16 protein-coding genes and 1 pseudogene are annotated in these 11,869 nt (G+C 64.5%); 5 read left to right on the top strand and 12 right to left on the bottom strand.

The window, feature by feature from the left end:
• Nucleotides 1-538: TIM barrel protein (locus Q8O80_RS17950; RefSeq protein WP_305581789.1), on the top strand; the 538-nt coding region annotated here is incomplete at its 5' end.
• Between the two features lie 9 nt (nucleotides 539-547).
• Here Q8O80_RS17950 and Q8O80_RS17955 read toward each other — a convergent pair.
• The 3 genes from Q8O80_RS17955 to Q8O80_RS17965 all read right to left on the bottom strand — a co-directional run bounded on the left by Q8O80_RS17955 (nucleotide 548) and on the right by Q8O80_RS17965 (nucleotide 3,178).
• Nucleotides 548-1,576, bottom strand: a complete 1,029-nt coding sequence (locus Q8O80_RS17955) for a hypothetical protein (protein ID WP_305581791.1) — start codon at nucleotides 1,574-1,576, stop codon at nucleotides 548-550.
• The gene (locus Q8O80_RS17960) at nucleotides 1,539-2,543 is read right to left on the bottom strand and encodes an adenosine kinase (RefSeq protein ID WP_305581793.1); all 1,005 of its coding nucleotides are present in this window, start codon (nucleotides 2,541-2,543) and stop codon (nucleotides 1,539-1,541) included. Before Q8O80_RS17960 ends, Q8O80_RS17955 begins: the two co-directional genes overlap by 38 nt.
• A 71-nt stretch (nucleotides 2,544-2,614) precedes the next feature.
• Nucleotides 2,615-3,178, bottom strand: coding sequence for a TetR/AcrR family transcriptional regulator (locus tag Q8O80_RS17965; RefSeq protein WP_305581795.1), 564 nt, complete (start codon nucleotides 3,176-3,178; stop codon nucleotides 2,615-2,617).
• Between the two features lie 58 nt (nucleotides 3,179-3,236).
• Here Q8O80_RS17965 and Q8O80_RS17970 point away from each other — a divergent pair, with 58 nt between their 5' ends.
• Nucleotides 3,237-3,680, top strand: a complete 444-nt coding sequence (locus tag Q8O80_RS17970) for a DUF2214 family protein (RefSeq protein ID WP_305581797.1) — start codon at nucleotides 3,237-3,239, stop codon at nucleotides 3,678-3,680.
• A gap of 5 nt (nucleotides 3,681-3,685) precedes the next feature.
• On the opposite strand, the gene nth is transcribed toward Q8O80_RS17970, so the two are convergent.
• The gene (nth, locus tag Q8O80_RS17975) at nucleotides 3,686-4,378 is read right to left on the bottom strand and encodes an endonuclease III (RefSeq protein WP_305581799.1); all 693 of its coding nucleotides are present in this window, start codon (nucleotides 4,376-4,378) and stop codon (nucleotides 3,686-3,688) included.
• A 54-nt stretch (nucleotides 4,379-4,432) separates the two neighbouring features.
• On the opposite strand from nth, the gene Q8O80_RS17980 reads away from it, so the two are divergent.
• Both Q8O80_RS17980 and Q8O80_RS17985 read left to right on the top strand, forming a co-directional pair.
• The gene (locus tag Q8O80_RS17980) at nucleotides 4,433-4,909 is read left to right on the top strand and encodes a DUF2244 domain-containing protein (RefSeq protein ID WP_305581801.1); all 477 of its coding nucleotides are present in this window, start codon (nucleotides 4,433-4,435) and stop codon (nucleotides 4,907-4,909) included.
• An 80-nt stretch (nucleotides 4,910-4,989) separates the two neighbouring features.
• On the top strand, nucleotides 4,990-5,859 hold the full coding sequence (locus Q8O80_RS17985; protein ID WP_305581803.1) for a methylated-DNA--[protein]-cysteine S-methyltransferase: 870 nt from the start codon (nucleotides 4,990-4,992) through the stop codon (nucleotides 5,857-5,859).
• 272 nt (nucleotides 5,860-6,131) lie between these two features.
• Here Q8O80_RS17985 and Q8O80_RS17990 read toward each other — a convergent pair whose 3' ends face one another.
• Both Q8O80_RS17990 and dapB read right to left on the bottom strand, forming a co-directional pair.
• Entirely contained in the window at nucleotides 6,132-6,746 is a 615-nt protein-coding gene (locus tag Q8O80_RS17990; RefSeq protein ID WP_305581805.1) for a 2,3-bisphosphoglycerate-dependent phosphoglycerate mutase, read from the bottom strand.
• Nucleotides 6,747-6,761: 15 nt separating this feature from the next.
• The gene (gene dapB / locus Q8O80_RS17995) at nucleotides 6,762-7,574 is read right to left on the bottom strand and encodes a 4-hydroxy-tetrahydrodipicolinate reductase (protein WP_305581807.1); all 813 of its coding nucleotides are present in this window, start codon (nucleotides 7,572-7,574) and stop codon (nucleotides 6,762-6,764) included.
• Between the two features lie 116 nt (nucleotides 7,575-7,690).
• On the opposite strand from dapB, the gene Q8O80_RS18000 reads away from it, so the two are divergent.
• Nucleotides 7,691-8,041 (top strand): VOC family protein, encoded by a 351-nt coding sequence (locus Q8O80_RS18000; RefSeq protein WP_305581809.1) that lies wholly within the window; start codon nucleotides 7,691-7,693, stop codon nucleotides 8,039-8,041.
• Nucleotides 8,042-8,074: 33 nt separating this feature from the next.
• Here Q8O80_RS18000 and Q8O80_RS18005 read toward each other — a convergent pair whose 3' ends face one another.
• The 6 genes and pseudogenes from Q8O80_RS18005 to Q8O80_RS18030 form a co-directional block, all read right to left on the bottom strand.
• Entirely contained in the window at nucleotides 8,075-8,611 is a 537-nt protein-coding gene (locus Q8O80_RS18005; RefSeq protein WP_305581811.1) for a hypothetical protein, read from the bottom strand.
• Between the two features lie 44 nt (nucleotides 8,612-8,655).
• Entirely contained in the window at nucleotides 8,656-9,606 is a 951-nt protein-coding gene (gene coaA / locus Q8O80_RS18010; protein ID WP_305581813.1) for a type I pantothenate kinase, read from the bottom strand.
• Complete coding sequence (locus Q8O80_RS18015; protein WP_305581815.1) at nucleotides 9,606-9,932, bottom strand: phosphoribosyl-ATP diphosphatase; 327 nt, start codon at nucleotides 9,930-9,932, stop codon at nucleotides 9,606-9,608. The genes coaA and Q8O80_RS18015 overlap by 1 nt, the downstream gene beginning before the upstream one ends.
• A 138-nt stretch (nucleotides 9,933-10,070) precedes the next feature.
• Nucleotides 10,071-10,868: an imidazole glycerol phosphate synthase subunit HisF gene (gene hisF / locus Q8O80_RS18020; RefSeq protein WP_305581817.1), complete on the bottom strand. Its 798-nt coding sequence runs from the start codon at nucleotides 10,866-10,868 to the stop codon at nucleotides 10,071-10,073.
• The gene (hisA, locus tag Q8O80_RS18025) at nucleotides 10,865-11,596 is read right to left on the bottom strand and encodes a 1-(5-phosphoribosyl)-5-[(5-phosphoribosylamino)methylideneamino]imidazole-4-carboxamide isomerase (RefSeq protein WP_305581819.1); all 732 of its coding nucleotides are present in this window, start codon (nucleotides 11,594-11,596) and stop codon (nucleotides 10,865-10,867) included. Before hisA ends, hisF begins: the two co-directional genes overlap by 4 nt.
• Nucleotides 11,593-11,869 (bottom strand): annotated as a pseudogene (locus Q8O80_RS18030) (imidazole glycerol phosphate synthase subunit HisH); the annotation flags it as partial. The gene hisA and the pseudogene Q8O80_RS18030, both read right to left, overlap by 4 nt.

Here is an 11,869-nt window from a genome sequence, read left to right on the forward strand (position 1 = left end):
GTTCCTCGCCGGTCTCGAACAGAGCCGCGAGGTGGCCATCCGTCTGGGTGCGCCGATCCTGATCTGCCAGTCCGGGCCGCTGCTGGAGGGCGTCGAGCGCGCCCGCCAGCACGATGGCCTGACCCTGGCCATGGCCCGCGCGGCCGAGGTGCTGGCCGGTTCGGGCGTCCGGCTGGCGCTGGAGCCGCTCAATGATCGGGTCGATCATCCCGGCTACTATCTGACCAGCACCAGTGAAGGGCTCGACATCGTCGCGGCGGTCAATCGCCCCGAGATCGGGCTCACCTACGACATGTATCATTCCATGGTGATGGACGAAGATCCCGAGACGGTGCTGGCCGGCGGTCTCGACCACATCTTCCACCTCCATATCGCCGACCACCCCGGCCGCCACCAGCCCGGCAGCGGGCGCCTGCCCATCGGGCAGAAGCTCGCCTGGCTGCAAGCGCAGGGCTATGCCGGCGCAATAGGGCTGGAGTTCAGGCCGACCGGGTCGACGGCGGATGCGCTTGAGATGATGCGGGGGAGTCTGGGTTAGGGTCTGGCCTCAAAGAATGCGCTCAAGCGGAAACGGCGTTGGCTCCCAGGCATCCTCGATGTTGTGCCATCTGGCGTTTTGGGATTCCCACTGGTGCAGCAGCGCCGCCACAGCCCCGCGGTCGTTGACCTTGGCCACCGCAATCAATTGCCTGAGCTCATCCATCGGGCGAAGAAAGTAACTGGCAGACTTGATCATTAGCTCCGCGTGATACTTCTCGCGCGGTTTGACCAGCATGGCCTGAGCCGCAGCCAACCTGCGCAGCTGTTCACCTTCATTGTTGTCGATATGGGTTTGCGCAACAGTGCAGGCCTCGGACAGCCGCCCGAGAGCGGCCAGCGTCACCGCGTGCAACGGGGCGGCGTGGGACAGACGTTCCGGCAGGTATCCCCAGTCGGCAGCGTCCCTTCCCATAAAAGCGTAGAGTCCCTCGATCGTCCCAAGCGGGCGCAGCTCGTCATCGAGAGACTCGCGAATAACCCGGGCAAGCCGATCCGGAAAATCGGCGTCGGTGGACCAGCCCGCGATCAATTCGCGGTTCCAGTTATCGTTGGAGCGCGCCGAGGGAGGCGCAAACAGCAGGTCGTAATTTGACTTCGGCTTAGGATGGGTCCGGTCCGACGAGCCCATGAACATTATGGTACGATAGATATGATGGACGGGACGCAGGTAAAGCAGACGCGGCTTCAAAGCCAGATCGGGGTGCTCGGCCAGAATTGGGCGCGTCCAGCGCTTGACCTCTGCGATCGTTGTCATGGCCTTGGCCGGACCTCGATGATGTAAATGACGGCACCAGGGTAGTTGTTCGCCAAACGGTCGGCAATCTCCCCCAATCTCTTGGATTTGTGTGCCGTTGCGCGCGACGACGACGCTTTGGGCGACGCTGCCGTCAGGCCGGATCAGGACCTCAATGCTGGTCCAAGGCGCGACCCCGGTCGCATCGGTCTGGTAGCTGTGGCTGAGCGGCTGCAGCGCGGCGGGGATAAGCGGCGCGAAAAGCCTACCCCGCCAACCCGTGCCCTGCCACCAGCCCGTCAAGCGCGACCTGCGGCCGGGCGCCGATATGGCTGATCACTTCGTGGGCCGAGAGGCACCCGGTCTTGAGGGCGGATTCGAAGCTCTGGTTGCGGGCGAGGCCGAGCAGGAAGCCGGAGGCAAACAGATCGCCGGCGCCGGTGGCGTCGACCACCTTGTCGATCGGATAGGCCGGCACCGAGGTGACTTCGCCATTGTGGATGGCCATGGCGCCATCGGCGCCCATGGTGATGGCGGCGACTTCGGCATCCTTGGCGATTTCGCGCACCGCTTCGCCCAGATCGTCGGTCTGGTACAGCGATTTCAGCTCATGGACATTGGCAAATACGTAGTCGATGGTCTTGGAGCGGATCAGGTCGAGGAATTCGGCGCGGAAGCGATCGACGCAGAACGGATCGCTCAGCGTCAGCGCGGCGGCGCGCTCATGCTTGTGGGCATAATGGGCGGCCAGCACGAAGGCCTTCTTGGCTTCCACGGGATCCCACAAAAAGCCTTCCATGAAGGTAATGGCGGCGCCGCCGATCTCATCGGGGCGGATATCGCGCTCGGTCAGCTCGTGGCAGGCGCCCAGATAGGTGTTCATGGTGCGCTCGCCATCCTCGGACAGGAAGATCATCGAGCGGGCGGTGGGCGCGCCGTTCTTGAGGCGGCTGGTACTGTAATGGACGCCGATCTCGTTGAGATCGGCCTCGAACACATCGCCGAGCGGATCATCGGCAACCTTGCCGACAAAGGCGGCGCGACCGCCCAGCGAGGCGACGCCGGCGGCGGTGTTGGCGGCGCTGCCGCCCGAAATCTGCTGCCGGGTGATCGGCATCTTGGCATAGAGATCTTCGGCCCGATCGGTATCGATCAGGTGCATGATGCCCTTGCTCATGCCTTCGCGCTCGATAAAGCCCGGCTCCACCGGGGCAATGATATCGACGATGGCATTGCCGATGGTGAGAACGTCGAAGCGCGTCTGGGTCATGAAGATGTCCGGATTGAGGGGCCCGGAAGACCGTTTAGAACAAGCTCCGGCCGGGTGCAACGCCCAGCAGGCTAATGCTGCCCGATGATCGCCCCGATCAGCGCCTCGATATCCTCGCCGGGCTGCAGGGCGATCTGGCCGTCGAGCAGCAGCACGGCCAGCCCGTGCACCTTGGCCCAGGCCGCCAGAGCGGCGATCCGGCCACTGGCACTGTCGCCGTCCCTGACCTGGCGCAGCGTCGCAAAGGCCGCGTCGGCGGCCATGCGCAGGCCGGGACGGTTGTCGCGCTTGAGCTGGGGCGAGAACATCAGCCGGAACAGTGCCGCATTGTCGAGCGCGAAGCGCACATAGGCCTGGCCCATGGCCGCAAGGAGATCAGGCGGCTGGCTGGCCGCCACCGCGTTCATCGCGGCGGTGAAGCGCTGAAAGCCGGTGACGGCAAGGGCCTCGAGCAGGGCGGCGCGACTGTCGAAGTGCCGATAGGGCGCAGCCGGCGACACCCCCACCGCCCGGGCCAGATCGCGCAGGCCCAGCCCGGCCTCGCCATCGCGCTGCAGCATCAGTAGCGCGGCGTCGAGCAGGGCATGGCGCAGATTGCCATGATGATAGGGGGCATTGCTGAGGGATGTTGACACTGCTTACTTCTCGATGACATTATGTAATCAATGATAACATAACGCTGGGACCGATTCCATGTCGATCGACCTGCTGCTGACCATTGCCCACCATCTGACGGTGTTTGCCCTGGTGGGCCTGTTCGCTGCCGAATTCGCCCTGCTGCGACCGGGCCTGTCGGGCCCCCGCATCGGCCAGCTGGCGCGGCTCGATGCGGCCTATGGCGGCTTTGCCGTACTGGTGATCGCGGTGGGGGTGCTGCGCGTGATCTTTGGCGCGGCGGGCTGGGAATACTATGTCGGCAACCATGCCTTCTGGAGCAAGATGGCGGCATTTCTCGTCATGGGGCTGTTGACCATTCCACCCACGCTGGCGATTCGCCGCTGGCGGCAGGCACAAAGGGCTGACGCGGCCTTCGCGCCGGACAGCGCCGCGATCGCCAGCCAGCGGCGCTTCGTGCACCTGCAGGCCGGATTCCTGCTGCTGATCCCGATTTTCGCCGCCATCATGGCGCGCGGCTGAGGCGGCTAGCCCTGGTGCTTGCTGGCCGGGACGCTGGGCCGGGGCGTCTTGGGGGTGAAGCGGCACCATTGGGCAATCGGGCAGCGCCAGCATTCGGGCTTGCGCGCCTTGCAGATATAGCGGCCATGCAGGATCAGCCAGTGATGGGCATGCAGCAAATAGGGCTCGGGAATCACCTTGAGCAGGATCTGCTCGACCGCCAGCGGCGTTTGGGCCACGGCCATGCCGGTGCGGTTGGACACGCGGAACAGATGGGTATCGACCGCAATGGCGGGCTGCCTGAAGAAGATATTGAGCACCACATTGGCGGTCTTGCGCCCGACGCCGGGCAGGGCCTCGAGCGCCGCACGGTCCTGCGGCACCTCGCCGCCATGCAGCTCGAGCAATTGCTGGCTGAGCCGAAACACGTTCCTGGCCTTGGTGCGGAACAGGCCGATGGTGCGGATATGGTGCTCGATCTGCTCTGGGCCCAGCGCCACCATGGCCGCCGGCGTCGGCGCCAGGGCAAACAGTGATTTGGTCGCCTTGTTGACCCCCACATCGGTGGCCTGGGCCGAAAGCACCACCGCGACCAGCAGGGTGAAGGCGCTGGTATAGTCCAGCTCACCCTTGGGCTCGGGCTCGATCTCATGAAAGCGGGCAAAGATGGCTTCGATGTCGGCCCGCGGCAGGCTCTTCACTTTTTTGCTGGCTGCCATTCTCTCGCCTCTGATTCTGGGCCTATAGTTAGTGCGGAAGAGAGCGCGATGCCAATGCAAGCTACAACCATCACGCCGCTGTTTGTGGCAGAACTGACCCCCAACCGCTCGCTGAGCACGCGGGGCGCCTGGATATTGTTCGCCCTGGTCGCTGCCCTGTTCGCCGCGCCGGGCCTGCTGTTTCTGTCGATGGGGGCGTTTCCGGTCACCGTGCTGATGGGGCTGACCGCCCTGGCCATTATCGCCGGGCTGGTTATCGGTCTGCGCCAGGGCAAGCGGCGCGAGCGCATCACGGTATGGGCCGAGCAGATCGAATGGCAGGTCACCGACAGCGCCGGGCAGACCATTCTGCGCCGCTTTGACCCGCGCATGGTGCGTCTGGTGCTGGGCCGCGATGACTACGAAAAGACCACCGCCGTGCAGTTGCGCGTCGGCGAGCAGACGCACGAACTTGGTTCGTTCCTGAGCAGCGAAGACAAATCGAGCTTTGCCAAGGCGCTGGGCACCGCGCTGCGGCGGGCGCGCAGCTAGCCCCCGGTGAAAACCGGGTCGCTTCGCGCCCCGATGGGTTCTAGAGATCGTGCCAGGACAATCATCAGACGAGCGCGACGATGAACCAGATGGCCCAGATCGGCCCGATCAGTGATTACGACACCATCAGGGCGGCGATTCGCTATCTCAGCGAGCATGGTCCCGATGTGGCGGACCTGCCCGGCTTTGCCCGCGCGCTGGGTCTGAACGAGCGGCAATTGACCGCGCTGTTCCGCCGCTGGTGCGGCCTGTCGCCCAAGAGCTTTGCCCAGGCGGTGGCGCTCGACCATGCCAAGGGCCTGCTGCGCGGCCAGGAGAGCGTGCTCGACACCACCTATGCGGTGGGGCTCAGTTCGACCTCACGGCTGCATGATCTGTTCGTGACCTATGAGGCGATGCCGCCCGGCATGTTTCGCGCCGGCGGGGCCGGGCTCGACATGATCTGGGGCGCCGCGCCCTCGCCCTTTGGCACGGCCGTGGTCACCGCCACCGAGTACGGCATGAGCGGGCTGGGCTTTGCCGATCAGGACACCACGGTCGAGCAGGCCTTTGCCGATCTGGCCGGTCGCTGGCCCAATGCCCGGTTCAGCCGTGACGATGGCCGCATTGCGCCATTGGTGGCCCAGGCCTTTGATCCGGCCCATTGGTCGGCCGATCGCCCGGTGCGGATCGTGCTGATCGGCACCGATTTCGAGGTGCAGGTGTGGGAGACGCTGCTGAAGATTCCCGTGGGCAAGGCCACCACCTATTCGGCGGTGGCCAGTCATATCGGCCGCCCGACAGCGTCACGCGCCGTGGGCGCTGCGGTGGGCAAGAACCCGATCAGCTTCGTCGTGCCCTGCCACCGCGTGGTGGGCACCTCCGGCGCCCTGACCGGCTATCACTGGGGCGTGCCGCGCAAGCGGGCGATATTGGGCTGGGAGGCCGGGGTGATTTCCGCGGCGCATTAGCCCTTCGGGCACAGCGCGACGTTTCACGTGAATCGATGACGTGGCAAACATGGCACCGGGCGTCAGGTGGGAAAGTTCTCACCCACCCACCGGGCGGCACCTCCCCCTTGACGGGGGAGGTTGGGAGGGGGTGCGTGAGCCCGGATATCAGGGCCAACGCCCCCACCTGACCTCCCCCTGAAGGGGGAGGGACAGTTCGGGAGTGGGGCGAGAAGGCGGACATGCACTGATGCGCTCCTCCCCCTTCAGGGGGAGGTCGGGTGGGGGTGAGCCTAAAGCGCCACCCGCTCCACCAGCTTGCCATCGGGGCCGATCTTGTAGACGGTCGGCTGGCCGGTGCCGATCTCGCGGGCAAGGATCTCGTCGGGGGTCAGCCCTTCAATGGCCATGACCAGCGCGCGCAGCGAATTGCCGTGGGCGGCGACCAGCACGGTCTTGCCGGCTTTGAGCTGGGGCAGGATTTCGGCTTCATAATAGGGCAGGGTGCGCGCGGCGGTGTCTTTCAGGCTCTCGCCGCCGGGGGGTGGCACGTCAAAGCTGCGGCGCCAGAGCAGCACCTGCTCCTCACCCCATTTCTTGCGCGCATCGTCCTTGTTCAGCCCCGCCAGATCGCCATAGTCGCGCTCATTGAGCGCAATATTGCGGGTGATGGTGACATTGAGAATGCCCATCTCCTCGAGCATCAGGTCGAGTGTGTGCTGGGCGCGGCGCAGGGCCGAGGTGTAGTAGAGATCGGGCACAATGCCCTTGGCCGCCAGCACCTGGCCGGTCTGGCGGGCTTCTTCGATGCCCTGCTCGGTCAGGCCCGGATCGCGCCAGCCGGTGAACAGGTTTTTCAGATTCCACTCGCTCTGCCCGTGGCGGACGAGGATCAGGGTTCCGGTCATAGAAGATATCCTTGTTCAGTCGTTGAGGCCGAGTACGTCGACCATGGAATAAAGCCCGGGCGGCTGTTGGCTGGCCCAGAGCGCGGCACGCGCCGCGCCATTGGCAAAGATCGAGCGATCTTCGGCGCGGTGGCCCAGCTCGATGCGCTCGCCGGGCCCGGCCAGGATCACCGAATGATCGCCCACCACCGTGCCGCCGCGCAGGGTGGCGAAGCCGATAGTGCCGGCCTCGCGTGGCCCGGTATGGCCATCGCGGACCCGCACCGAATGGGTCTTGAGGGAAATCGCGCGCCCCTTGGCCGCGGCTTCGCCGAGCAGCAGCGCCGAGCCCGATGGCGCATCCACCTTGCGGTTGTGATGCATTTCGAGAATTTCGATATCGTAATCGGCCAGGGCGGCCGCGGCCTTTTCCACCAGATTGGCCAACACCACCATGCCCATGGAAAAATTGCCCGACTTGACGATGCGGGCCCCCGCCCGGGCCGATGCCGCGATGGCGGCATCGTCGGCTTCCGAACAGCCGGTGGTGCCAATGATATGGACGAGGCCGAGAGCGGCCGCCTTGGCCGCCAGCGCCACACTGGCCTCGGGCGCGGTAAAATCGATAACGATATCGGCCCCGGCCAGGGCGGCATCGATATCTTCGGTAATGGCGACGTGCAGCGCGCCAAGGCCGGCGAACAGCCCGGCATCCTGGGCAAGGGCGGCGCTGCCGGGGCGATCGAGAGCGGCATGCAGCGCGAGGCCGGCAGTCTGGGTGGTGGCGCGGATAATGGCGGCCCCCATGCGGCCACCGGCCCCTGCCACCACAACCTTGAGTTCTGCCATAAGTCGTCTCCAAGTTTCGTCCGGCCTATAGCAGCGCCACACGAAAACACCAATACTGTGCCCCATTACGGTCACCATGCTAGGGTTCAGCTTGGCAGCAAACCAAGGACGCTGATTTGACCATCACCAACGCGCTGGCCGGGATCGCGGTGGACGACATCACCGCAGCGCTCGACTTTTATGAACTGCTGTTCGGCCGGATGCCCGATGCCCGGCCGATGAGCGATATTGGCGAATGGAAACTGCCTGGCGGCGGCTGGGTGCAGATCCTGGCCGATAGCGACCGGGCCGGGGCGGGCACGCTGACGCTGATCGTTGACGATCTGGCCGAAGAGCTGGGGCGCCTCAGCCTGCAGGGCCTGACCCCGGTCGCCAAATCGATGGGCGACTTCTTCAAGACCGCCAAGTTCCGCGATCCCGACGGCAACCAGATCATCTTCAGCCAGCCGCAGCCGGGCACCTATTGAGTAGGCTCCAGACCTAGAGACTTGCCTGCTTTCTTAAAGTAGAGGCAGGTACATCGAGTTGCGTGGGTCCGAAAAATCTAACCTAGGCTGATAGGGGATCAACTCAGAGACTATCGTCGATATGGCGGCGGCGGCGACTGTCGCATCGGTACAGAACCGTTCCACATCGCCCTCATCCCATTCAACACTCTCAATCTTCAATTTTCCCTTCGCAACTACACGTCGGAAGACTATGGCTCCCTCTTCGATTGCGTCGAAGCGACAGTGAGCCGCTATAATCCTGTTGTTATTGAGGCTTAATACCTGGCTCCGGGTTTTCTTGAGGAGGCTACCCCGCTCAGAATCTGGCATCTCAGCCAAGAGGTTCTCGGCAGAGAACAGGATGTCGATCTTTTTCGCGAGTGGAACATTTGCTGCGACTATGTCCGACACTCCACTGTCGAGCCCGAGTAGCTTGGTCAATCCACAATCGATCGCCTCTTCGACGAGGGCAAAATGCTGCAAAAATCTGCCAACTAGGCGATTTGCTTTGTCAGTTTCGCTCGTCCTTGGAATAAGCTCCACAGCCATGCGTCAAATCCCGGCAAACATTAGACATACACCACTATACACAGCTACACCCGGCGCAGCTGCACCTCCTCGATGTGGTGGCTCTTGCCCTTTTTCAGGATCAGATCGGCCCGGCCGCGGGTGGGCAGCACATTGTCGAGCAGATTGGGCAGGTTGATGGTGCGCCACACGGTACGCCCGAACGTGCCGGCCTCTTCCGGGCTCATTTCCGAGAAGCGGCGGAAGAACGAGTTCGGGTCCTTGAAGGCGGTGTCGCGCAGCCGGAAAAAGCGCTCCATGAACCAGGTCTCCAGATCGTCGACCTCGGCGTCGATATAGATCGAGAAATCGATGAAGTCGGAGGCGAACAGGATGGGCGCGCCATTTTTCGGCAGCTCCCCGGGCTGCAGGATATTGAGCCCCTCCACGATCAGGATGTCGGGGTGCTCAATGACCACTTCGCTGCCCGGCACCACGTCATAGACCAGGTGGGAATAGACCGGCACCTTGACATTGGTCTTGCCCGATTTGATGTCGCCCAGAAACGCCACGAAGCGGGCCCGGTCATAGCTTTCGGGGAATCCCTTGCGGTCCATGATGCCGCGCTTTTCCAGCACCTTGTTGGGGTACAGGAAGCCGTCCGTGGTCACCAGGTCGACCCTGGGGCTGGCCGGCCAGCGCTGCAGCAGTGCCTGCAGAATGCGCGCCGTGGTCGATTTGCCCACCGCCACCGAGCCGGCGACGCCGATGATGAAGGGCACCTTCTGGTCGGGGGTCTGCAGAAACCGCGACGAGACATTGTGCAGGCCCTGCACCGCCTCGACATAGAATGACAGCAGGCGGGTCAGCGGCAGATAGGTGGCTTCGGCCTCTTCGAGCGAGATCGGATCGCTCAGCGTGCGCAGCCGGGCAATGTCCTCGCGCGTCAGCGTCATCGGCTCGTCGGCGCGCAGGGCGCCCCATTGCGCCTTGGTGAAATGGTGGTAGGGCGCCAGCACCGGTTTGCGTCGCGCCATTATTGCGGATCCTGGCGGGCGGCTTTTTCGGCCAGGCCCGAGCGGGCGGTGCGGGCATCAAGCTCGGCCATCACCGCGCCGAGCGGCACATTGGCGGCGCGCAGCAGCACCAGCAGGTGATAGAGCACGTCGGCGCTCTCCTTGATCAGTTCGGGCCGGTTGGCGGTGACCGCCGCAATCACCGCTTCGGTGGCTTCCTCGCCCAGTTTCTGAGCGCATTTTTCAATGCCGCGGCTGAGCAGCTGCGCGGTGTAGCTGTCCTCCGGCGCGGCAGCGGCGCGCAGGGCCAGGCGGGCGTCAAGGTCGTCCAGGGTCATGGCAGTCAAGGCTCCTCATCCACGACGTCATCCCGGCAAAGGCCGGGATCCAGCTTGAGATCTCGGGATGGACCCCGGGCTGGGCCCGGGGTGACATCGCATTGGGGGGCAGCTGTAGCGCAAAGCCATGCCCGGCGTCACTACGACCTAAGCCGGGCGGTCCTGGCGCACGGGAACGCCATGGGCCGCCAGATAGGCCTTGGCCTGGGGAATGGTGAAGGTGCCGAAATGGAAGATCGAGGCGGCCAGCACGGCGCTGGCATGGCCCTCGATCACCCCATCGACCAGGTCCTGCAGCGCGCCGACGCCCCCCGAGGCAATGACCGGCACCGGCACCGCATCGGCAATGGTGCGGGTCAGCGCCAGGTCGAAGCCGGACTTGGTGCCGTCGCGATCCATCGAGGTAACCAGCAGTTCGCCGGCGCCGCGTTCCGCCATGCGGCTGGCAAATTCCACCGCGTCCAGCCCGGTCGGCTTGCGCCCGCCATGGGTGAAGATTTCCCACGCCGAAACATTGTCGCCGCCCACCGCCCGGGTCAGGCGCTGCTTGGCGTCGACCGAAACGACGATGCACTGATTACCGAATTTGTCGGCGGCGCGGGCGATGAAATCGGGGTCGTTCACCGCCGCCGAATTGATCGCCACCTTGTCGGCCCCGGCCAGCAGCAGCTTGCGGATATCGTCAATGCTGCGCACCCCGCCGCCCACGGTCAGCGGCATGAAGCAGTGCTCGGCGGTGCGGGCAACGACATCGAGAATGGTGTCGCGGCCCTCATGGCTGGCGGTAATGTCGAGAAAGGTCAGCTCATCGGCGCCCGCCGCATCATAGGCAATGGCCGCCTCGACCGGATCACCGGCATCGCGCAGATCGACAAAGTTGACGCCCTTGACGACACGGCCATCCATGACGTCGAGGCAGGGGATCAGGCGGATCTTGAGACTCATGGCGCACCCCGCAACATCGCCAGTGCTTCACGTGAATCAATGCGCCCGTCATAGAGCGCGCGGCCGGAGATGGCGCCTTCGAGCACGGCGTATTCGGGCCGGGTCATGCGCTCGATATCGGCCATCGAGGCCAGCCCGCCCGAGGCGATCACCGGGATGGAGGTGGCGCGGGCCAGCTCCAGGGTGGCGTCCCAGTTGATGCCGGCCAGCACGCCGTCGCGATCGATATCGGTATAGATGATGGCGGCGACGCCAGCGCCCTCGAAGCGCCGGGCCAGTTCGACCACGGAAAGCTCGGAGGTTTCCGCCCAGCCTTCCACCGCCACCATGCCGGCGCGCGCATCAATGCCCACGGCGACCTGGCCGGGCCATTTGCTGGCGGCTTCCTTCACCAGGGCGGGGTCGCGCACCGCCACCGTGCCCAGAATCACCCGGGCCAGGCCCTTGTCGAGCCAGCTTTCGATATGGGCCAGGGTGCGGATGCCGCCACCCAGCTGCACCGGAAATGTTACTGCCTTGAGGATGGCCCCGACCGCCGCGCCATTGACGCTCTGGCCGGCAAAGGCGCCGTTGAGATCAACGACATGCAGATATTCGAACCCCTCTGCCTCAAAGCTCCTGGCCTGGGCCGCCGGGTTGTCGTTGAACACGGTGGCCTGATCCATGTCGCCCAGCTTGAGGCGCACGCACTGGCCGTCTTTCAGATCGATGGCAGGAAACAGGATCACGGCGTCCACCTCAGGAAATTCTCGATCAATTGCAGGCCCAGCGCCTGGCTCTTTTCGGGATGGAACTGGGTGCCGAACATGTTGTCGCGACCGACACAGGCGGTCAGCGGGCCACCATAATCGGTGGTGGCAAGCAGCGTGTCCGGGCTGTCGGTGACCAGGTGATAGGAGTGCACGAAATAGGCGTGCAGCCCGTCGGGGCCATCGGGGATATTGTCGAACAGCTTGTGGGCCCTGGTGATGGAAATGGTGTTCCAGCCCATATGCGGCACC

The organism is Devosia sp. (assembly GCF_030689745.1).
Lineage (GTDB): Bacteria > Pseudomonadota > Alphaproteobacteria > Rhizobiales > Devosiaceae > Devosia > Devosia alba.

Coding starts and splice junctions, on each gene's coding strand:
- Q8O80_RS17980 (WP_305581801.1), top strand. CDS start 4,433: ATGCAAGCTACAACCATCACGCCGCTGTTTGTGGCAGAACTGACCCCC.
- Q8O80_RS17990 (WP_305581805.1), bottom strand. CDS start 6,746: ATGACCGGAACCCTGATCCTCGTCCGCCACGGGCAGAGCGAGTGGAAT.
- Q8O80_RS17960 (WP_305581793.1), bottom strand. CDS start 2,543: ATGACCCAGACGCGCTTCGACGTTCTCACCATCGGCAATGCCATCGTC.
- hisF (WP_305581817.1), bottom strand. CDS start 10,868: ATGAGTCTCAAGATCCGCCTGATCCCCTGCCTCGACGTCATGGATGGC.
- nth (WP_305581799.1), bottom strand. CDS start 4,378: ATGGCAGCCAGCAAAAAAGTGAAGAGCCTGCCGCGGGCCGACATCGAA.
- Q8O80_RS18005 (WP_305581811.1), bottom strand. CDS start 8,611: ATGGCTGTGGAGCTTATTCCAAGGACGAGCGAAACTGACAAAGCAAAT.
- dapB (WP_305581807.1), bottom strand. CDS start 7,574: ATGGCAGAACTCAAGGTTGTGGTGGCAGGGGCCGGTGGCCGCATGGGG.
- Q8O80_RS17970 (WP_305581797.1), top strand. CDS start 3,237: ATGTCGATCGACCTGCTGCTGACCATTGCCCACCATCTGACGGTGTTT.
- Q8O80_RS17985 (WP_305581803.1), top strand. CDS start 4,990: ATGAACCAGATGGCCCAGATCGGCCCGATCAGTGATTACGACACCATC.
- coaA (WP_305581813.1), bottom strand. CDS start 9,606: ATGGCGCGACGCAAACCGGTGCTGGCGCCCTACCACCATTTCACCAAG.